Source organism: Nostoc sp. DedQUE05 (assembly GCF_034530955.1).
Classification (GTDB): domain Bacteria; phylum Cyanobacteriota; class Cyanobacteriia; order Cyanobacteriales; family Nostocaceae; genus Nostoc.
Genome location: NZ_JAVRCB010000034.1, coordinates 15762 through 36558, shown reverse-complemented (window position 1 = coordinate 36558; position 20797 = coordinate 15762). Strand labels below are relative to the sequence as shown.

At 40.8% G+C, this 20797-nt stretch carries 15 protein-coding genes; 6 read left to right on the top strand and 9 right to left on the bottom strand.

The annotated features are described in order from the left end of the window. Positions 1-34: 34 nt before the first annotated feature. Both RMZ42_RS23350 and RMZ42_RS23345 read left to right on the top strand, forming a co-directional pair. Positions 35-1240: a P-aminobenzoate N-oxygenase AurF gene (locus tag RMZ42_RS23350; RefSeq protein WP_322673658.1), complete on the top strand. Its 1206-nt coding sequence runs from the start codon at positions 35-37 to the stop codon at positions 1238-1240. A gap of 6 nt (positions 1241-1246) precedes the next feature. Further along, entirely contained in the window at positions 1247-1549 is a 303-nt protein-coding gene (locus tag RMZ42_RS23345; protein ID WP_322673657.1) for a 2Fe-2S iron-sulfur cluster binding domain-containing protein, read from the top strand. 56 nt (positions 1550-1605) lie between these two features. Here RMZ42_RS23345 and RMZ42_RS23340 read toward each other — a convergent pair whose 3' ends face one another. The 3 genes from RMZ42_RS23340 to RMZ42_RS23330 all read right to left on the bottom strand — a co-directional run bounded on the left by RMZ42_RS23340 (position 1606) and on the right by RMZ42_RS23330 (position 3476). Beyond that, a complete protein-coding gene (locus RMZ42_RS23340; RefSeq protein ID WP_322673656.1) occupies positions 1606-2079 on the bottom strand; it encodes a HEPN domain-containing protein in 474 nt (157 codons plus the stop codon). After that, positions 2076-3083 carry a DUF262 domain-containing protein gene (locus RMZ42_RS23335; RefSeq protein ID WP_322673655.1) on the bottom strand — a complete coding sequence of 336 codons (1008 nt, stop codon included), beginning with the start codon at positions 3081-3083 and terminating at the stop codon, positions 2076-2078. Before RMZ42_RS23335 ends, RMZ42_RS23340 begins: the two co-directional genes overlap by 4 nt. A gap of 177 nt (positions 3084-3260) precedes the next feature. Then, positions 3261-3476 (bottom strand): hypothetical protein, encoded by a 216-nt coding sequence (locus RMZ42_RS23330; protein ID WP_322673654.1) that lies wholly within the window; start codon positions 3474-3476, stop codon positions 3261-3263. A 128-nt stretch (positions 3477-3604) separates the two neighbouring features. Between RMZ42_RS23330 and RMZ42_RS23325 the strand changes: the two genes are divergently transcribed. Continuing rightward, on the top strand, positions 3605-4627 hold the full coding sequence (locus RMZ42_RS23325) for an aromatic ring-hydroxylating dioxygenase subunit alpha (protein WP_322673653.1): 1023 nt from the start codon (positions 3605-3607) through the stop codon (positions 4625-4627). Positions 4628-4684: 57 nt separating this feature from the next. Here the strand turns inward: RMZ42_RS23325 and RMZ42_RS23320 are convergent, their stop codons facing one another. Both RMZ42_RS23320 and RMZ42_RS23315 read right to left on the bottom strand, forming a co-directional pair. Next, positions 4685-5899 (bottom strand): DUF790 family protein, encoded by a 1215-nt coding sequence (locus RMZ42_RS23320; protein WP_322673652.1) that lies wholly within the window; start codon positions 5897-5899, stop codon positions 4685-4687. Next, positions 5829-7466, bottom strand: a complete 1638-nt coding sequence (locus tag RMZ42_RS23315; protein WP_322673651.1) for a DEAD/DEAH box helicase — start codon at positions 7464-7466, stop codon at positions 5829-5831. Before RMZ42_RS23315 ends, RMZ42_RS23320 begins: the two co-directional genes overlap by 71 nt. Positions 7467-7947: 481 nt before the next feature. Here RMZ42_RS23315 and RMZ42_RS23310 point away from each other — a divergent pair, with 481 nt between their 5' ends. Continuing rightward, positions 7948-10614, top strand: coding sequence for a PAS domain S-box protein (locus tag RMZ42_RS23310; protein ID WP_322673650.1), 2667 nt, complete (start codon positions 7948-7950; stop codon positions 10612-10614). 184 nt (positions 10615-10798) lie between these two features. On the opposite strand, the gene bioD is transcribed toward RMZ42_RS23310, so the two are convergent. From bioD to RMZ42_RS23295, 3 genes are all read right to left on the bottom strand, one after another. Beyond that, positions 10799-11509 carry a dethiobiotin synthase gene (gene bioD, locus RMZ42_RS23305; protein WP_322673649.1) on the bottom strand — a complete coding sequence of 237 codons (711 nt, stop codon included), beginning with the start codon at positions 11507-11509 and terminating at the stop codon, positions 10799-10801. Further along, positions 11509-13269: a protein kinase domain-containing protein gene (locus RMZ42_RS23300; RefSeq protein ID WP_322673648.1), complete on the bottom strand. Its 1761-nt coding sequence runs from the start codon at positions 13267-13269 to the stop codon at positions 11509-11511. The genes bioD and RMZ42_RS23300 overlap by 1 nt, the downstream gene beginning before the upstream one ends. Before the next feature lie 603 nt (positions 13270-13872). After that, positions 13873-14001, bottom strand: coding sequence for a hypothetical protein (locus tag RMZ42_RS23295; RefSeq protein WP_322673647.1), 129 nt, complete (start codon positions 13999-14001; stop codon positions 13873-13875). 728 nt (positions 14002-14729) lie between these two features. Here RMZ42_RS23295 and RMZ42_RS23290 point away from each other — a divergent pair. Together RMZ42_RS23290 and RMZ42_RS23285 are read left to right on the top strand one after the other, a co-directional pair. Then, the gene (locus tag RMZ42_RS23290) at positions 14730-15746 is read left to right on the top strand and encodes a ribose-phosphate pyrophosphokinase (RefSeq protein ID WP_322673646.1); all 1017 of its coding nucleotides are present in this window, start codon (positions 14730-14732) and stop codon (positions 15744-15746) included. A gap of 192 nt (positions 15747-15938) precedes the next feature. Continuing rightward, positions 15939-16613 (top strand): Uma2 family endonuclease, encoded by a 675-nt coding sequence (locus RMZ42_RS23285; RefSeq protein WP_322673645.1) that lies wholly within the window; start codon positions 15939-15941, stop codon positions 16611-16613. Positions 16614-16682: 69 nt separating this feature from the next. Here RMZ42_RS23285 and RMZ42_RS23280 read toward each other — a convergent pair whose 3' ends face one another. After that, the gene (locus RMZ42_RS23280; protein WP_322673644.1) at positions 16683-20306 is read right to left on the bottom strand and encodes a response regulator; all 3624 of its coding nucleotides are present in this window, start codon (positions 20304-20306) and stop codon (positions 16683-16685) included. Between the last annotated feature and the right edge of the window lie 491 nt (positions 20307-20797).

The window sequence follows — 20797 nt, the reverse complement described above, 5'->3', positions numbered from 1 at the left end:
ATCAATCTTATCTCTGCGTTAAATAAAAACGGATATGGAAAAAACTATTCATCGCAAATTACAAATCAACCACACCCGCAACAAACAGCAAGATCATACTGCTTTAATGGATGAAGCAGTCACCAAGTTTCGCTACGAAGATTGTCAAAACGAGTATTGGAATCCAGAGGAATTTTCCCTGCTATATGGTACACCTTTATGGGAACAGTCTACTCAACATCAGCGTATAATTTTGAACCAACTTTACTGGGTAGCTTACTACTCACAAATTGTTTCTGCCGAAATTGCAACTATATTTTTCAATCAAACCAGTGCAGCCGGACTTTACGCTCAAGAAGATTTTCGCTTAATCTGCGATACATTAGATTTGGAGTCTTCCCAAGAGCGATCGCACATTAACGCTTTCCGCACAATTGCCAAACAGGTTGAACAAGCGTTGTTTGGGGAACTTATCTTTACCTACCCCATGCGCGGCCCCTTTACAGAAACGATGGTTTATGCTGACACCAATGCTCTAAAAACTTGGTGGAAAAAAATTCAACTTCAATACTTTGGGCTGATTTCTGCGAATAATACTTTTTTGGCTTGTCAGTATTTTACAGTCCGGGGAGTGCGGACACTAAACGGCAAGTTAGTACAGCACAAACTCAGCAATTATTATCAAAAACATCCTCATCCTGAAGCTGCTCCAATCTCTGCTAAAGTCTCCTATTATCACTTTATGGATGAAAGTTTTCATTTCAATAGTTCGACAATTATATCTCACGATGTTGTCACTTGTCTGAAGCCACCGACTGCATTTGAGCGACTGGTAGCTAATTTAGGATTGCTGGGATGTCAACGCGATCATTTTCATTTTTCGGCTGCGATTAACGGGATATTTTGGTACGATCCGGCGCTGTATAATAAGATTTATCGGGTGTTGCGATCGCCTATTTTTGAGATGAGTGACAAAGATGCTAAAGAAATGATGCGGCGTTGTTTTACGCAGGAGTCGGAAGGATTACAGCGCAGTTTTTCAACTCATCAGGAGGCAATGAAATCTTATCAAGTGTATGTTGAAAAGCTCGATTATCTTTGGCAACCTAATCGGGATATGTCACTGATGGCTACTAATTCAATTTCTCGATATTTGGCAACTCAACAAAGGGCTTTTCAAAGTTTTGAACAGCAAGGGGATTTATTTTTAGCTCACGCAAAGACGCAGAGCCACAGAGAAGAATGGGAGAGTGTTGTTTAGGTAAAAATGTTGCGTATTATGGCTGATTTATGTAAGATATCGTTTCCGGGAAGTGATTTTGTTCCTATCACTTTGAAATGTCATCAAAGTTTATCTGAACATCTCACGATTCAGAATTCACCTGTTTTGTTTGGTTGTCGGACTGGTATTTGTGGCACTTGTTTGGTTGAGGTTATTGGTGATATTCCCCCTCCTCAACCTGATGAACAGGAAATGTTGGAGACTTTAACAGCTAATAATCCTGATGCGCGGTTAGCTTGTCAGCTTGATATTACAGATAATGTTGAAATTCGGAAGATGGAAGGATGAATTAGTTAAACTTAGTTTAAAGACTTAGTTTAATAAAATTATGGAAACTGTAAAAGTTACTTTATTATTTCTTCTAAAATCTCTACAGCTTTTTTGACATTCTTATACCAAGTCGATACATTATTGTAGCTCATACCGACACTTTTACCATGAGCTATTTTGTGACGATTAATAACTACACTATCTATAGAGTTTTTTATTTCATCAACAATTTTACTCTCAGCTTGAATTTTGTTAGTGAATTCGCTTTCCCAAGTAGGGCTAAATTTGCCTAATATTTCTGTAATTCTACTTGTTTTACAGTTTGTTATATCTTGTATCTGTTTTGTCACAAATTTTTGAATGTTTGGTGAAGCTTTGTTTTCACAATATTTTTCTAATAAAACTCTCAAAGATTCTTCAATGAATCCTGATATCAAGATACATAGATACTTTGACCATTCACTTTGAATCTCTGGTTCTGTGAAAGAAGCAAATTTTTTAAAGAGATTATCTATTTTCTGACGATGAGCTAATATAGATTGATTCATAACTGCGTATTTCTATAAAGCTCTTCAACATACTCCAGCCTCGTCATTAGATTTTTTCTACTTGTGGTAGAAGGTTTAGCAAATGACCAGAAATGCTTGTCATTAATCAGCAATTCATAAAACTTTTTAAATTTTGAACATTCCAAACCTTTATCTAACTCTTGAGCAGTTATCACCATCACGCTATCAAAAAGAATTTGGAATTTGTTTCTCTCATAAAAAACTTTAGAGCCTATACAATTTTTAAGAAAATATATTGTATTTAAAAATATATTTTTTATCTCAGTTTCAGTAATTATATTTAAATCTTTATTTTTCAACATAAATTGATTGAGGAAATTGGTCATATTGCCTGAATAATTTTCTCCATCGAAATGTAGAGATAAAAATCTTAATATATGCTCTTGTTCATCAGCCCGAATATCATCCTTTCCATAAAGCTCTTTCCAGGTTTTATTTTTTGATAAATCTTGAAGCAATTCACTAAAAGAACCATGATAGAGAGCATTCCGAATCTCCTGTGGTTTTAAGGCAGTTCCAGTAGTATTAAGTCGTTTAAATAGATAAAATATTCCACGTGGATCATAATTTTCAGATATGATTATGCAGTGGATTATTGCATTATTAAGCTCACGACGCTCCGATAAAGGTAATGTGGAATAAGTTAAGCCTTCTAACTGTGAGACAACACCTTTAAGCTTAAATACTTTCCCATTTGGAAAAGATTCTTGAAAGAAATACTGTAAAGTTCTCAACCTCTGCTGTCCATCTATAACAAGATATTTTTTGGAAAACTTATCTTTAGCAAGAAAGAGTGCAGGGCTAGGAAGACCAAGTAGCAAGGTTTCAATAAAGCGTGATGCTTCTCCTTCTTCCCAAACATACTTTCTTTGAAACCCTGGAATAATAAATTCTTCTTCTTCCATGCGTTTCACTAATGTATCCACAGGAAAGTCAGCACCGTAATACTCTACTTCAAGCCTTGGGCTTTCGGTTGTTTCCATATCGTAGTTCATAAGTTATTTACACATTTATGCTAATTAGATTAGTGCCTTGGTTGCACATACTCTTAGATCGTAGCTTACCTGCCAGTTTATAAGCTGTTTTCATTTAAGATTCCCTGAAAATCTTACTACAAGGTAAAACCATCTAACTATTTGTATCAATTAAAATTCGCATTATTAACATTTTTCAGGCAGATAGTTAATATAATCCACTTCTATATTTTCACTTGATATTTCTGTACCTTTTGCAATCCCTCGCAGTCGAGACAAGTTACCCTTTTTAAATTCAGAACTAGTTTCTTGCTGTAGCGACTCTAACAGGGTTTGCATTAATACCCAGCGATCGCTAATTGGTAACTCTAATACCTGCTTTTGCAATTGTTCTAATGTCACGATCGTTTCCTCGTCTTAGGTTATCTCATTTTTAATTGTAAATTAGCTCTTTTGGAATTCGATAGTTACAGAAATGCTGTTCTACTCAAGACATTGCCATAATTTAAATACGATCGCTCCCACCCACTATGCAATTTGCAGATTTCTGGTACATTGTCGCACTCAGCGAACAGTTACAACCTAACAAAGTATTATCACGCACCGTTTTAGGAGAATGGTTAGCGATATTTCGCGGTGAAGATGGACAACCCGTAGCTTTGCGCGATCGCTGTTTACACCGCAATAGCCGTCTATCATCAGGTAAAATCTGTAACGGTGCTTTACAATGTCCCTATCATGGTTGGGTATATAACGCGGTTGGAAATGTTATTGCTGTTCCAGCCGAAGGAGATGATTTCAAACCTTCCCCACAACGTCGAGCCAAGTGTTACGCTACCAAAGAACAGGATGGCTATGTTTATGTGCGGTTAGCCGATACCCCAAATGTTAATCTTGAACCATTTTCTATGCCTCACTACGGACAAACGGGATGGGAGACGGTGCGGGTAATTAACCGTTTTGCTAACAATGTTACTAATTGTGCGGAGAACTTTATTGATATTCCCCATACGGCTTTTGTTCATCCTGGTGTTTTCCGTACTTCCCGCCAACAAAAGTTAGAGATGACTGTAGAACGCTGTCATGGTTCGGTTTTGGTGGAGTATCGCAACGAAAATAATAATTTGGGATGGTACAGCCGTTTTCTGAATTTGCAGGGTGCAGAGATTAAACATAGCGATCGCTTTTATATGCCAAATATTACCTCTGTGGAATATAAAATGGCACAGAATCGCCATTTGTTCATTACCAGTCAATCTATTCCAGAAACCGATAATTCAACTCTGGTTTACACCGATGTCACCTATAACTACGGTATTTGGAATAAGTTAGCGCGTCCCTTTGTGCGGTGGACTGCTCAACACATTATCCGCCAAGACGTGGAAATTTTGGGTATTCAGGGGGAAGCGATCGCTAAATACGGGACACAATTTTATAATACGCCTGCGGACACAATTCATATATTTGTCGAGTCAATTATGGCAGCTATATCTTGTGGAGAAGATCCGCGTCTCTTGCCAAATCAATCAGTAAAAGTTACATTTTGGGTTTAAAAAATAATATCATCTTCGCATAAATTAGTTATGATTTCTCCAGTCATTTTTCCTTGTTCAATCCATCACAGCTAACACAGCTTTTGGCAATAACTTATCTTTAAACCAAACAATTCTGGCGGGGACATCATTTAATTTTACTCCCGCTTTTTCTAAATTAAGTCGCTCGGAAATTGCCAAAATCAAATCATCACGTCCAGCCCGCCGCACCTGAGAAAACTTCTTTTGTAAATATTCTGGTCGCCAATAACCAACAATTTCTAACAAGAAAGTGCGTCCATCAGGATGCACCAAGCGAAAATCAGGAATCATTACACTACCAGGAATTGGAATCAAATCAACTTCTCGCTCTAGTGCCCAACCACTTTTCAATGCATCCCATTTATCAGCAAAAGATGCTTCTAACATACTATCGTAGGGCTTACCTGGTGGATAGTGGGATACCAAACCACATTCAGAATTGAGAGTAAAACGTCCAGTTTTCCAGGTATTTGTATAAGCGTCACGGGTTTGAAGAATCGAAGAAAGACTCCATTTAGTAACGTGAAGTAAAGCCGGAATAAGTTTAGCGATCGCTAACCCATATCGCGTACTAGGATTAAACAAACTCGTCGGCCCATCAATGGTAATTGTAAACCCGTGGTCAGCATCACCTTCAATATAAGCCATCAATTGAAACAACTTTAAATAGCGAAATAACAACTTATATTCTCCCGGAACATTCCGGTGAGCATTTAACACCAGTTGACTGGCCTTATAAAACACACCCTGTACTTGAGATAAGTTATATCGATTTAACAAATCTGGCGCTGTTGGTGCATCAAACACTGTCAAAATCTTATTTTCAGATAAATCAGCATATAGTCCATTCCGAACCTGTTCTAACAAAACTTCCCGCTCAAGTTCTTGAGTTAACTCATCAGCAATTTTACTCAAAGTAACTTGGGTTGATTCCCGACTAGCAACAGACTTTGCAGCCAACGAAAATACCCGTTCTCTTAACATTTGTGGTTCCAACGGACTAACTACCTCAAAAGTACAAAAACTGCTTTTGAGAATATAAGCTAATCCTCGCTTCACCCGATAATCTGTAGAATCTCCTTCAAAATCAGTCAGTTGTCGCTCAAGCATACCTTGAGTCTTCCCCACTGCTGATTGAAAATAATTAATTAACTCAATCGCCAACTCCGAAGTTGCTCGATCAATCTTCAGTCTCTTCGGGATGATCTCCTCCCCGTTTTGGCGATGCATCAGTAAATCTGTTGGTAACATCTGCTGAATTTTGGATTTTAGATACTTCGACTACTTCGACTTCGCTCAGTACAAGTTCGCTCAGTACAAGTTTTGGATTTTGGACTGAATAATTAATTTCTAACTGTTCCGCCGCCTTCAAACTCCTTTCCTTCCCACTTCCATACACAACCTGTAACTTCCCTTTCCTCTCTTTTTCTTCCCCTGCTCCCCCTGCTCTTCTCTCCCCTCTCCGTCTAGCCGAAGTCCCCTCCTCACTCGTATCCTCCGCCACCACCTCATACAAAATCGCCTGCTTATTCTCAATATTCCCCTTCCGTAAAACCCTACCCAACCGCTGAGTATACTCCCTAGCCGAACCAGTCCCCGATAAAATAATTGCAACAGTTGCCGCAGGTACATCAACACCTTCATTTAACACATGAGAAGCAACCAAAGTATTATATTTACCCTCTCGGAACTTGGTTAATATCTCATGCCGTTCTTTCACAGGAGTTTGATGAGTAATTGCCGGAATTAGTAACTCTTGAGAAATGCGGTAAACCGTCGCATTATCCGCAGTAAAAATCAAAATTCGTGATGGATAATGTTCTGCTAATAAATTAATCAGAATTCGCAACTTTCCATCAGTACCCAAAGCGATATCTTTCGCTTCTCGATGCGCTAACATTGCCCTACGCCCAGATTGCGATCGCGCACTCATTTGCACGAACATTTGCCAACCTTGCAAACTCCCCAAAGAAATCTTTGATTGCTTCAAAAAGTCGTTGCGGGTTTGAATTAACTGGTTGTATCTTTCCCGTTCAAGTTGCGATAACTTTACCTTAATTTGGACAATTTCATGCTCTGCTAATGCCTTCCCTGCCAAATCTTCAGCGCGTTTGCGATATACTTCTTGACCAATGAGGATATTTAAGTCAGCGTGCTTGCCATCAGTACGTTCCGGTGTCGCGGAGAGTCCCAGGCGATAAGGTGCGATCGCATATTCTGCAATTACTCGATTAAAATCTGTTGGTAAATGATGACATTCGTCAAAAACAATCAACGCATATTGATTTCCCAACGTCTCAGCATGAATTGCGGCACTATCATAAGTTGCAACTAAAATTGCTGTTCGATCCCGCGAACCACCTCCTAGTAATCCCACCTCAGCATCGGGGAAAGCCGCTACTAAATGTGCATACCACTGATGCATCAAATCCAAAGTTGGTACTACAATCAGCGTCGTGCGCGGCGTTGACTGCATCGCCATTTGCGCCAAATAAGTCTTTCCCGCCGCTGTGGGAAGCACAACTACTCCCTGCCTACCCGCCAGTTTCCAAGCTGCTAGCGCCTCAGTCTGGTGAGAATAAGGTTCCATTTCCAGAGTAGGAACCAAATCTACAGGATAAAATTGCTTGGCCTCATCGATAAAATTCACATCTTCCGCTTGTAGTGCTTCCACTAGCGATCGGTATCTAATTGCTGGGATGCGGAATTTTTCAACTCTATCATCCCACGTAGCATAGTCCATCCAACCTTTACCGCGTGGTGGTGGATGCAAAATTAATGTGCCACGATCAAAATTTAATGTAGGGGTACGAGCCATTTTGGGGATTAGGGACTGGGGATTAGGGACTGGGGATGGGAAAGTTTTTCCTAGTCCTCAGTACTTGGTATCTAGTATCTAGTATCTAGTATCTAGTCCCCAGTCCCCAGTCCCCAGTCCTCATTCCCTAGTCTATTGATTACTAATAACGCAAAAAGTGCATGATTCATCCAACTAACTCCGACAAAACCCAACTAGATGCGCTCATTAGTCATGGAATGTCCTATCGACAAACCAACAATAACCTGTCTGAATTTTACAAAGAACAGCGACAGAGCTTTTTGCTGAAACATCTGTAATTGCAGGCGCAGATTATATTAATAGCTGGGTTGACTTTTATTACTTTTTTTCTTTGGGTAAATTCACAATTAGAAGGCAAAATATATGCTTTTAAAATTGTCTATGACGGGCTACGCCTACGCATTTTCTAGCTGATTTTGGGAATAATCTTTTAGCTAGCTGCATAAAAGGAGAAGCCACATTGAAAGGAACACGTTCTCTTCTAGCGCCTTATGCTGTGGCACTATTGGCTGTTGGTAGCGTATTGCTATTAACACTATTGCTACAGCCACTACTAAAACCAAGTATTTTTCTGCTATTTTTTGCTGCTGTGGCGGTTAGTGCCTGGTATGGCGGTATGGAAGCAGGGTTACTGGCTACTGCTTTGTCTACTTTAGCCGTCAGCTACTTTTTCTTAGAACCAGTGTTTTCGCTCTTGGTTGTAAGTCTTGACAACATACTGCGCTTATGCTTGTTTGTGCTGGTGACAACAATTATTAACTTGCTGAACTCAGAATTACGCACTGCCAAACAACATCTTCAAACGAGTTTGCAGAAACTACAGGTGAGCGAAGCCAGATTTAAAAGGTTGGTAGAGTCCAACATTATTGGGGTAATTGTAGCCAATATGGACGGGGCGATTGCAGAAGCTAATGATGCTTTTTTACGAATGGTAGGTTATTCTCAGGAGGATTTGCTAGCAGGACGAGTCAGATGGCACGACATGATCCCACCAGAATATATTGAAACTAACAACAGTGCAATCGCAGAACTCAAAACTAAAGGCGTGTGTCAGCCTTTTGAAAACGAATACATCCGCAAAGATAACAGCCGCGTTCCTATTCTGTTAGGTTCTGCTTTATTAGAAAATAACCAAAATCATATTATTTCTTTTGTGATTGATTTAAGCAAACGCAAACAAACAGAACTTGCCCTTTCCCAAAGCGAAGAACGCTACCGCACTTTTTTAGAGCAGAGTTCAGAAGGTATTTGGTGCATCGAACTGGAAGTACCAATTTCGCTAGATTGTCCAGAAGATGAACAAATTCAACATTTTTACCAATATGTTTACTTGGCAGAATGCAATAATGTTATGGCACAGATGTATGGCTGTTCTCGTGCCGAAGAAATTATCGGTGTCAGATTAGGAGACTTTCTTGTTGCCTCCGATCCACATAATATTGCATACCTGCGTAACTTTATCCGTTCTAACTACCGACTAATTGATGCCGAGTCTCATGAAATAGATAAGCAAGGTAATTCTAAATATTTTTTGAATAATCTAGTGGGAATTGTCGAAAATGGGTTTTTAGTGAGAGCGTGGGGAACTCAACGCGACATTACAGAACGCAAACGAGCAGAAGCAGCACTCCGTCAACGAGAAGATGAACTGCGCCTAATTACTAATGCTGTGCCCGTCAAGATTTCTTATGTTGATAGCGAGCAGCGTTATCGCTTTAATAATAAAGAATATGAAGACTGGTATGAGCTTCCTGCTTCCGAAATTTCTGGTAAACATATTAGAGAAATTTTGGGAGAGTCGGTTTATCAGTCTATTCTTCCTTATGTAGAAGCAGTACTTTCAGGAGAGCAAGTAACTTACGAAACCCAATTACCCGATAAAGATGGCACAAACCGTTACGTGAATGTCACTTACATTCCCCAGTTCAGTCAGGAGGGGAAAGTTGCAGGATTTGTTGCCCTTGTCACAGATATTACACTTCACAAGTTAGCAGAAGCAGCTCTCAAACAAAGCGAGAAACGGTTAAAGATGCTGACTGAAAAAGTCCGCGTGATTCCTTGGGAGGTAAATGCTAATACTGGGAATTTTACTTACGTAGGGCCGCAAACTGTTGAGATTCTAGGCTATCCATTATCAGACTGGTACACCGATAATTTCTGGGAAAAAAATATGCATCCAGAAGATGGGAAGTGGGCTATTCAGTATTGCCAAGAATCTTCTTTATCACTAAATAATTACGAATTTGAATACAGAATGTTAGCTGCTGATGGCAGAGTTGTCTGGCTATATGACATTGTAAATGTAGTGCGGGATGAAAATGGCCCACAGTTACTGCATGGATTCATGATTGATATTAGCGATCGCAAGCAAGCAGAGCAAGAACGCGAAGAACTGCTGAAACGCGAACAAGCAGCACGCGCCGATGCCGAAACTGCAAACCGGATGAAGGATGAGTTTCTCGCCACACTCTCCCACGAACTCCGTACACCCCTCAATGCTATACTGGGCTGGACACAGCTACTTATAACTCGAAACTTCGATCGAGCTACTACTGGCCGGGCACTAGAGACAATTGAACGGAATACTAGATCCCTGACACAACTAATTGAAGATGTTCTCGATGTATCACGAATTATTAGAGGCACACTCCATTTAAAGAGGGAGCAGGTTGAACTTGTATCGCTTGTAGAGGCGGCAATTGATACTGTGTATCCAGCAGCCCAGGCTAAAGAGATTAGCATCAAATGTAAATTCGACCCGAAAGTGGAGATAGTTGTGGGCGATGCCAACCGCTTGCAACAGGTTGTGTGGAATTTGCTCTCCAACGCCGTCAAGTTTACACCCAAGGGCGGCAGGGTTGATGTGCAATTAGAGTGTATTGAATCTTACGTGCAAATTCGGGTGAGTGATACGGGAGCGGGAATTGCTGCCGAATTCCTACCCCATGTATTTGAACGCTTTCGTCAAGCTGACAGTTCCAGCACGCGATCGCATGGCGGACTAGGATTAGGGTTAGCGATCGTCCGTCACTTAGTAGAATTACACGGTGGTACAGTGTTAGCCGAAAGTCCAGGAATTGGACAGGGGGCGACATTCGTTGTCAGTCTGTCAATGAAGGCTATTTAGGATGGAGGCAGGGGGCAAGAGGCAGAAGTTCTTTTATTTTGAATTTTGAATTTTGAATTTTGAATTGATTTCTCCCCTGCCTTCCTTCGGTAATGTCAATTTAAATCATTCTCAAGTCTTATACCACTTTGAAAAAAGAATGCAACAGATACATACGGACATACCTTTGTTGTGTCTGGCTTTCTTAATTTTGAATTTTGAATTTTGAATTTTGAATTGGTATTAGTGTTTCCCAATCTAAATCTGATGCTATTTGAGCAAGTTTATCTAAATCAGTCAGGTTATCTAGATAGGGTAAGCAGCCTAAAACTGGCGTGTTAGTGAGTGATTGAATCAATTGAGATGGTGTCCAGTCGGCTATTTCTGCATCCGTTCGTCTTTGTACGCAGTTCAAAACAATGCCTTTGAGATTGACGCGCGATTGTCTAGCTAATGCTACATTCGCCACTGCTTGAGCGATCGCACCCAATCTCACTGGTACTACCAATACTGTTGGTAAACGCCATTCCCCCGCTAAATCAGCTACCGTTAATTCTTCAGTTATTGGCGAACCTAACCCTCCCAAGGCTTCTACAAGTACAAAATCACGCTGCGATCGCAACTTAGACAAAGCTTGCCAAACTACTGCTAAATCTACTTGGCGATTTTCCTTTGCTGCTGCTATGGGAGGAGCCAGAGGTGCTTGAAAGTATAAAGGTGTAATTTCTTCAGCAGATTGTTCTAGCACGAATAGCTTTTGATACCACTCGCGATCGCCAATCCCCGATTGAATCGGTTTCATAATTCCCCAGTGATGCTGCGGGTAATATTTTTGCCAATAAGCTGCTAACGCTGTTGTTAAAACAGTTTTACCAGCTTCCGTATCAGTTCCAGTAATCAGTAGTGTGTTTAACATTAATTTCTTTGGCCAGAAAATGGTTGGGTTCCATCAGTCGGCGGCAAAGTCGGCGCTTCAGTAATGGTCGGAAGTGGCAAGGGTGTTTCTGTGGGAATTGGCAAGGGTGTTTCTGTAGGAAGTGGCAAAGGTGTCTCTGTAGGAAGTGGCAAGGGTGTTTCTGTGGGAATTGGCAAGGGTGTTTCTGTGGGAATTGGCAAAGGTGTCTCTGTGGGAATTGGTTTGACTGGTTTTTCTAATGCAACATTGAGATTGTAATTGCTTTCGGCAACACCTGAAAGCAGAGTTAACTCAATAGTATATCTACCAGTAACCAACAATGTGCCTTGATAAAATGTGACTTGTTGGGCAGTATTCTCAATTGGTTGTCCATTGGGACTTAAGACTGTTAGCAAAATGCTGCTTCCTGGGTCAATAGACGTATTTAATTTAGTACCTTCTCGTCCAAAAAAGCTGTATTGGATAATTTGATTTGCTTTGAGAGTACCTTCAACCGCGATCGGGTTAGATGTTGTAAGGTTGAGGCGCTTAGTAGATATAACAGGGCGATCGTTAGTAGGTGTGGATGTTGGTGTTAATGTCGGTGTTGGTGTCAGTGTGGGTATAGATGTCGGTGTCGGTGTGAATGTAGTACCACCAGAAATTACTGGTGAAGGGAAATTTTGTGGAAGCGTCTCATCTGATGTTTTTGACTGACTGCGGATGGAACTGACTATTGCCCAAGAACCAAATCCTGCTACGATCACTACACCAATGGCAATTGCGACGATCGCTAACGGATTATCCAAAATTGAGTTAGTGGGACTTGGTGGAATCACAGGATCGGTTTTCTTGGGCGAAGCTGCTGGTGCTACTAAGTCAGGACGGCGACTAACTGCCATTGTCTGCAAGTTAGACACATTTACATTCGGAAGACTGACTTCATGTAAAGGTTGTAGTGCTTGAGATACACTAGTAGCACTTTGATAGCGATCGCTCGGTATATGATTCAACATTCGATTCAACACTAGAGCAAATCGCGGGTTCACTTTTACCCACCGCTGCCAATTCCAAGTTAGTTGGTTTTGATCGAATAGATCCTTTGGTTCTTTACCAGTCAGCAAAACAATCGCGCTTACCGCTAATGCATACAAATCACTACTAGGATAAGCTCCTCCTGTTTGCATTTGTTCGCTGGGAGAGTAGCCTAATTTTCCCACGGTGGTTTCTGGCAGGGGATTATTTGGCGATTGTAAACGCGTTGCCAGTTCCTTCACTACCCCAAAGTCAATTAACACAGGTTTCGCATCACTATCTCGCAAAATAATGTTTTCTGGCGAGATATCCCGGTGAATAATGCCTCGACTGTGAATATGCTCTAAAACAGGCAACAACAACTCTATTAGCTGCAATACTTCAGCCTCTGTGAAAGTTTTACCCACAGCTTGACGTTCAGCCAGCAGAGTGCGGTAAGTCTGACCTGCAACGTAGTCCTCCACCAAAAATAAGCGTTGGTCTTGCTCAAATCTTTCCCGAAATTTCGGCACTTGTGGGTGTTCGATTTGATATAAAATGGCAGCTTCTCGGTGAAAAAGCTCTTGTGCCCTCTCCCAATCCAAAGCCGACCTTGCTGTTGAATTCAATTCTTTGATCGCGCAAAGTTCGTTAAAGCGCCTCTGGTCTTCTGCCAGATAGGTTCTACCAAATCCTCCTTGTCCGAGAATTTGAATTATGCGGTAACGGTTTTGCAAGACAGTGCCAACTGTAATCGGTGGTTGCATGATCGGTTGATTGAGTGTAGTAGCAACTGAGGAGATCGCCCACAAAGATTAAGTCCAAGAGGCGACGGACAGTTACCTGCGGCAATATTCTACTATACTCAACAAGTAGACTCTACCAGAGCAAGGTTGTTTCCTACTGCATAACTCCTCAATTCAATTTCTCTGCCTGAGAAAACGATAAATTTTGAAATATTCAAAATTAACTTGAGAATCGAAGTTATACAAATCACTCATCTCTTTTTCAATCAATCCTGTGGAAAAATAAAAATTGCAATCGGCTAACTGTGCTTGTGTAAGCCAAGCTTCTGCACAATAAAATAGCTAGCGATCGTCTTTATAAAGAATAGTGTTATAGCGTTTCCTAGTCTGCTGAGGTACAAATCTCTGAGTACTTCTGCGCTTTACTTTGCGTCCCTTTGCGTTTCAAAATATTATCTATACCTCACGTAACTGGTAATCGCTATATCTCACTCAATAATGATTTATTTAGCACTACAAATCTTGATTTTGTCAATTCTTATTTAAGCTAGATGGCGTTTCTCTTCGATCCCAGATTTGGGCTACTGCATCAAAAAATTTTAAAATTTTTCATCTGCAAAGTTCTCAAAATTCTGCCATTGGGCTATTTACCGAATTTATTCGCTCGGCGATCGCCCCAACATCCAAAATTACGATTCGTTTGAATCGCTGGGCAGAGGCAGTTCTCGCTGCACCCAAGTAGAGCGATCGCAACCACTCAAAAATCAGGCATACCCAAAAGTCCTAATTTTATCTCAGCAATAATACGGTCACTAACTAGTTCAGATGTGATTCGTCGCTTCTACTTGACAGGATGTTCGCAAACAAATTCAATATCAATGATATTCAACAATTTTTCTATATTCAACTAAAATCTTTTAAGTAAAAATATTTACAATAAATTACTTAGATTAAATTACTTGTGTTAAGTAAGATTAAGTATCAAAAAAACATCTTTATTTAATCTTTATCTAAAAACTTGCTAGTGCGTGGATAAATTTTGTCCACTGCCAGCTTTTTTTAGGCTTTATAATAACTGTCACTTTTGTCAATGCGTAGGTTATAGAGTAATAAGCTACTCTTTGACTACTTAGTTACAAGTGCTATACTGTGTGAGAACAAACTTTTTAATATCAACTAAAGTTGTCAATGCTTTACTGTCAGCTATCAATGAGGTAATTAGAAGAACTTAGCACACCAATAATGTTTAAGCAATTAGGCTTATTTACCTCAACCAAAAAATTGAACTATAGACCTAGTGCATCGACTTGATGTCAGTTAAGCTATGAATAGCTTGTTTGCCAAGAAGACTAGATAAGTAGCGAATAATAATTTCATGGAAAAATGTTTAAATTTTGTATGGAAGCTTCAATAAAACTTACAGATGTTTTTTTAGGCTATTTCTTGGTTAAATCTATTAAATCTCTAATGATAATATTACTATGAATGCACATAGAGGATCTGCTGTGCTCAGTTCTGCAACTTTCAAAGTGCAACCATCTGCAACAGGACTGAACGATAATCATCGCCTGCGGCTGTTTTCTGGCTCTGCCAATTTACAACTGTCTCAAGAAGTCGCTCGTTATCTGGGTATGGACTTGGGGCCAATGATTCGCAAAAGATTTGCGGATGGAGAACTTTACGTTCAAATCCAAGAATCGATTCGAGGTTGTGATGTTTATTTAATCCAGCCATGTTGTCAACCCGTCAACGATCATTTGATGGAATTATTGATTATGGTTGACGCCTGTCGTCGAGCTTCTGCGCGACAGGTAACGGCAGTAATTCCCTACTATGGTTATGCTCGTGCCGATCGCAAAACGGCAGGACGAGAGTCAATAACCGCTAAACTGGTTGCTAACTTGATCGTGGAAGCAGGTGCCAACCGCGTTCTAGCAATGGATTTACACTCGGCTCAAATTCAAGGCTATTTCGATATCCCCTTTGACCATGTTTACGGTTCGCCAGTATTGCTGGATTATCTAGCAAGCAAAGAACTGCCCGATCTTGTGGTTGTTTCCCCCGATGTTGGCGGTGTAGCGCGTGCCAGAGCATTTGCCAAAAAACTGGATGATGCTCCACTGGCAATTATTGACAAACGTCGTCAGGCACATAATGTTGCTGAAGTGTTAAATATCATCGGCGATGTTAAAGGCAAAACGGCAGTGTTAGTAGATGACATGATCGACACTGGGGGAACGATCGCAGAAGGAGCGCGATTACTGCGTGAAGAAGGAGCGCGTCAGGTATATGCCTGTGCAACTCATGCAGTATTCTCTCCACCAGCGATGGAGCGGTTGTCTAGTGGCTTGTTTGAGGAAGTCATTGTCACCAATACTATTCCCATACCAGAAAACAATCGTTTTCCACAACTTGTGGTGTTGTCAGTAGCTAATCTGTTGGGAGAAACTATCTGGCGAATTCATGAAGATACTTCAGTTAGTAGTATGTTTCGCTAAGATTGCCATTAGTGTTATAGGCATAAATTACCCACACTGTACCCGTTTGGGGGGTCAGTGTGGGCTTTTAGTTATTACGCTCCTGTTTCAGTCGAAAGGAGCTTTTTCATGTGTGGAGTAAAATAAATGCAGCAGTGTCAAATTAGAATACTTTGATTCAGTTTGAACAATTTGGGTAAAGAGGACAAAGGAATGGTTACAACTCCTAAAAAAGTCATTTCAGTTTTACCTTTGGAAAATGGCGATGGCTTATCTCGCTACGAATTTGAGCGGCGCTATCAGGCAATGCCACATTTAAGAAAAGCTGAACTGGTTGAGGGAGTTGTGTATATCACGGCATCGCCACTGAGAATTAAAAGTCATGGCGAACCACATGGAGACTTGATCGGGTGGTTATGGAACTATAAAACTGCAACCCCTGGCGTTATTTTGGGAATTGAACCCACAGTGCGTTTAGATCCAGATAATGAACCACAGCCTGACGCGGTACTATTCATTCCCGGCAGACAGGCATCGATTAGTGAAGATGATTATATCCAAGGCGCACCCGAACTGGTGATAGAAGTAGCAGCAAGCAGTGCAGCCATTGATTTACATGACAAAAAACGCACCTATCGACGCAATGGAGTACAGGAGTATATTGTCTGGCGAACATTAGATAATCAATTAGATTGGTTTAGGCTGCAAGCGGACGAGTATGTTTCGCTACCAATTGATGACCAGGGAATTATTCGCTCTCAAGTGTTTCCGGGGTTGTGGTTAGCAGTACCTGCCTTGTTGTCAGGAGAAATGGCAACGGTGTTATCTGTCCTGCAAGCAGGTTTAGCTGCCACTGAACAGCAGGAATTTATGCAAAAGTTAAAATAATTCGTAATTCGTAATCAAGTTTTGTAACGGGGATTTGCTCTGCATGGGAACGAGAGACTCTCTACTTCCTTAACGATATAGCCAAACCCGAAGTAGTGAAAGCAACTGCTCGGTATCTACAGGTTTGGTGATGTAGTCAGAGGCTCCAGCTTCAATGCACTTTTCTTTGTCACCTGGCATAGCTTTGGCAGTTAAAGCAATGATTGGTAGTGAGCGAAACTGTTGTTGTTGGCGGATGGCGCGGGTGGTTTCGTAACCATCCATTTCTGGCATCATGATATCCATCAAAACTATATTAATCTCAGGATTAGCTTGCAGCCTCTCTATGCCATCTCTGCCATTTTCGGCAAATAGCACTTGCATTTGATAGCTTTCTAAAAAGCTAGTCAAGGCAAAAATATTTCTGAGGTCATCATCTACAATCAAAATTTTCCGATTAGCCAGCACTGGGTCAGTTTGATGTAGTTGCTCTAACATTTGCCGCTTTGGTGTGGGCAAATTTGCTTGCACCCGATGCAAAAATAGGGCAGTTTCGTCTAACAACCGCTCTGGCGATCGCACATTTTTAATAATAATTGTTTCTGCTAGTCCCCGCAGCTGGGTTTCTTCTTGTCGGCTGAGTTCTTTACCGGTGTAAACAATTATTGGCAGTTTCAAAAGTTTGGGTTCAAGTTTTATCTGCTCAATTAAGGCAAACCCGCTCATATCGGGCAGACCGAGATCGAGTACCATACAATCAAAGTGATGCGATCGCAAAATCGAGAGAGCTTCTGCCCCTGTACCGACTGCTGTACTCTGGACATCGCCGTTACCAATCAGTTCGATAATACTTTGGGCTTGTACGGGGTCATCTTCTACAATTAGGAGATTTCTTACCTGACGCTCAATAAAGCCTTTAATCTCAGTCAATACCTGAGTTAGCGCTTCTGGAGACACGGGTTTTTGGAGATAAGTAATTGCTCCTAGCTGTAATCCCCGTTGTTGTCTTTCATCAACAGAAAGTATGTGTACTGGTATATGTCTGGTATCTGGTTTATGTTTGAGACGATCCAGCACCGTCCAACCATCCATCTCTGGCATGTGGATATCTAGCATAATCGCATTAGGTTTAAACTGTTCTGCCAGTGCTAGACCTTGTTTGCTTTGTAAAGCAACAATAGTTTTAAAACCCTGCTGACGTGCCATATCTAGTAAGATGCGGGCGAATTTATCGTCATCTTCGATAATTAGCAAAATGCGATCGCCCGGTTGAATTATTTCTCGGTCATCTGGAATATCGTGGGGTAAGCTGGGAAGTACTTTCACTGATGGAGAGATGTCTACAGTTGGGGGTCTGTTTTCCACCATTGGCAATTCTTTTATGGTCGATGCTGTGCGGCTTGGGGTGGTTGGCTCAAGGATTGGTGTGGTGATATTTTGACCGTGCTTTTCCTGTTGTTTGGGCAAGTAAAGGGTGAAGGTGCTTCCCTGTCCTGGCTGGCTGAGTAGTTCAATTCTCCCTCCCAACAGTTGAGCTAATTCACGGCTAATGGATAAGCCCAAGCCAGTTCCGCCGTACTTGCGGCTAGTTGTGCCATCTACTTGCTGAAATGCCTCGAAAATAATCTTCTGCTTTTCGGCTGGAATGCCTATGCCCGTGTCGCTGACGGCAAAAGCGATCGTAGAATTATCAACTTGGAATATTTGTAACTTCACGCCTCCCTGTTCTGTAAATTTAAAGGCGTTAGCGAGGAGATTTTTCAGGACTTGTTGCAGACGTTTGGAGTCGTTATAAATTGTCGGGGGTAACTTCTCATCCCGTTCAATAGTAAAACTGATTTCTTTATTATGGGCAACTTGCCGGAAAGTCTGCTCTAGAGATGTTTCCAAATCTGCAAGAGCAATTTGCTCAATATCGAGCGACATAGTACCGGACTCAATTTTTGCCAAATCTAGAATGTCATTGATCAATTCCAGCAAGTCAGTTCCAGCCGAGTAAATAGTCCGACTGTACTCTACCTGTTTGTCGGTCAAGTTGTTAAGAGAGTTATCTGCCAGTAGCCTTGCTAAAATTAATAGGCTATTTAACGGTGTCCGCAATTCGTGAGACATATTCGCCAGAAATTCTGACTTATATTTGGAAGACAGAGCCAGTTGTGCAGCTTTTTCTTCCAAAGACTTCCTCGCTCGCTCGACTTCCTGGTTCTTGCGGCCCACTTCCCGATTTTGAACTTCTAACAATTCTGCTTTTTCTTCTAGCTCCTCATTTAGTTGTTGCAATTCTTCGTTAGATTGCTTGACAAGGAATTGTGATTCTTCTAACTCGTGCGCCTGTTCTTCCAAGCGTTGATTGCTTTGCTGTAGTTCTTCTTGCTGGGTTTGCAGTTCCTCTGTTAAAGCAACAGACTCTTCAAGTAGTTGCTGTGTTTGCAATTGTGAAGCGATGTTATTTAAAAATACACCCAGATTTTCACTCAATTGTTCTAAAAATGTTAGGTGCAACTGGTTAAAAGGCCCAAAAGAGGCAAGTTCAATTACAGCATTTACCTGTTCCTCAAATAGTATGGGCAAGACAATAATATTTAGTGGTGGTGCTTCTCCCAAGCCGGAAGTGATGCGGATATAGTCACTGGGAACTTCTGTGAGGAGGATTCTTTGTTTTTCTAGGGCACATTGTCCCACCAATCCCTCACCCAAACGAAACTGATTTGCTAGGTTTTTTCGCTCTTTATAAGCATAACCACTCAGCAACTTCAGCACAGGCTGGTCGTTTATGGAGTCCATCAGATAAAAAACGCCCTGTGATGCTCCAACTAGTGGTGCTAAATTCGACAATATCAGACTAGACACGCTTTCCAGATTTCGCTGCCCTTGGAGCATCTGAGTAAATTCAGCTAAGTTAGATTTGAGCCAGTTTTGCTCCTCATTTTTTTGAGTTGTGTTTCGCAGATTAACGATCATCTCGTTGAAGGTGCGCGTCAACACACCAATTTCATCTTGGCGATCGCTATCTGGTAAACTTACCGATAAATCCCCATCCGCCATTTTTTCTGCCAAATCAGAAACTCGCTTCAGCGGTACCGAGATATGTCTGGTCAAGGCGAATCCAATCAAAGCTAAGAGCAAAGAAAATAAGGGAATACTATAGAAAATGCTGGCGAGCGTTTGCCGACCAGCTGCTTGTGCCTTCTCAGAGCGCTGTTTTAGCAGTGTATTCTCTTCATTTTTCATCGCCTGGATAACTTTCTGGATATTATCCATCAGTTGTTTACCCTGGTCTGTCAGAACAGCTTTTTGAGAAGCTTCTAAGCCCTGGCTTTGCCGTAGCTCTATGACATCTTTCATTACAGCCATTCTCTCGGTTAGTAGTGGCTGTAAAATATCAAGCCGATTTTGTTGGTTGGGGTTATCTGCCGTTAACCTTTGAAGTTCTTTAACTTTTTGATTCAGTACTTGAATAGCAGCGTTATAAGGTTCTAAATACCGCTGTTCTCCAGTAATAATGTAACCGCGTTGGCCTGTCTCAGCATTTGTCAGTTGCAAGTTGAGGTCTTCTAGCTGACTTAACACCTGGTAAGTATGGCTTTCTTTGCGCGAAGTTTGAATAAGCTCATTGGTGCTTTGGTAGGAGATGAAACCAATGGTGGTCAGAGTTGCCAAACTCAAGGCAAAACTCACTCCAATCTTGGGTCCAATCTTCAAACGGTTTAACATTACTCCAGGCACGTATTCAAATTATTTCTGTTTTTGAGACTATTTTGATTATGTTTTGGCTGTGCAAAATCAATGGGGGATATTTAGTTTATCTAGGATATACCTAATTTTTTGCACCCTAACTATTATCATTTGTATCCTAACTTTTTACAAATGTAAGGCACTTAAATAAGTATATAACTAAATACTAATATTTTTATCTAAGATTTTGACAAGAAGCCATTCAATAGTATAACTTCTTTCAAAAGAAGCAATTACTTGATTATATTTTTAATTTAATATTGCCGGGGATAGGTAAAAATTTTTGCTTAGATTCTAAATTTAACATTAGCTAAAAATGATATCTTTAAAGTTATATTGTAATGGTTCAATAAATTTGAAATTAATAAAAAGACTGGATAGTAAAATTAAACAGCCTAATCGGTAAAATTCAATTAATTAAAACGTAATTTATCTAGACACTAGATATAGTGTATTTCGCAATTGCATAT

Coding starts and splice junctions, on each gene's coding strand:
- RMZ42_RS23350 (WP_322673658.1), top strand. CDS start 35: ATGGAAAAAACTATTCATCGCAAATTACAAATCAACCACACCCGCAAC.
- RMZ42_RS23345 (WP_322673657.1), top strand. CDS start 1,247: ATGTTGCGTATTATGGCTGATTTATGTAAGATATCGTTTCCGGGAAGT.
- RMZ42_RS23340 (WP_322673656.1), bottom strand. CDS start 2,079: ATGAATCAATCTATATTAGCTCATCGTCAGAAAATAGATAATCTCTTT.
- RMZ42_RS23335 (WP_322673655.1), bottom strand. CDS start 3,083: ATGGAAACAACCGAAAGCCCAAGGCTTGAAGTAGAGTATTACGGTGCT.
- RMZ42_RS23325 (WP_322673653.1), top strand. CDS start 3,605: ATGCAATTTGCAGATTTCTGGTACATTGTCGCACTCAGCGAACAGTTA.
- RMZ42_RS23320 (WP_322673652.1), bottom strand. CDS start 5,899: ATGTTACCAACAGATTTACTGATGCATCGCCAAAACGGGGAGGAGATC.
- RMZ42_RS23315 (WP_322673651.1), bottom strand. CDS start 7,466: ATGGCTCGTACCCCTACATTAAATTTTGATCGTGGCACATTAATTTTG.
- bioD (WP_322673649.1), bottom strand. CDS start 11,509: ATGTTAAACACACTACTGATTACTGGAACTGATACGGAAGCTGGTAAA.
- RMZ42_RS23300 (WP_322673648.1), bottom strand. CDS start 13,269: ATGCAACCACCGATTACAGTTGGCACTGTCTTGCAAAACCGTTACCGC.
- RMZ42_RS23290 (WP_322673646.1), top strand. CDS start 14,730: ATGAATGCACATAGAGGATCTGCTGTGCTCAGTTCTGCAACTTTCAAA.
- RMZ42_RS23285 (WP_322673645.1), top strand. CDS start 15,939: ATGGTTACAACTCCTAAAAAAGTCATTTCAGTTTTACCTTTGGAAAAT.
- RMZ42_RS23280 (WP_322673644.1), bottom strand. CDS start 20,306: ATGTTAAACCGTTTGAAGATTGGACCCAAGATTGGAGTGAGTTTTGCC.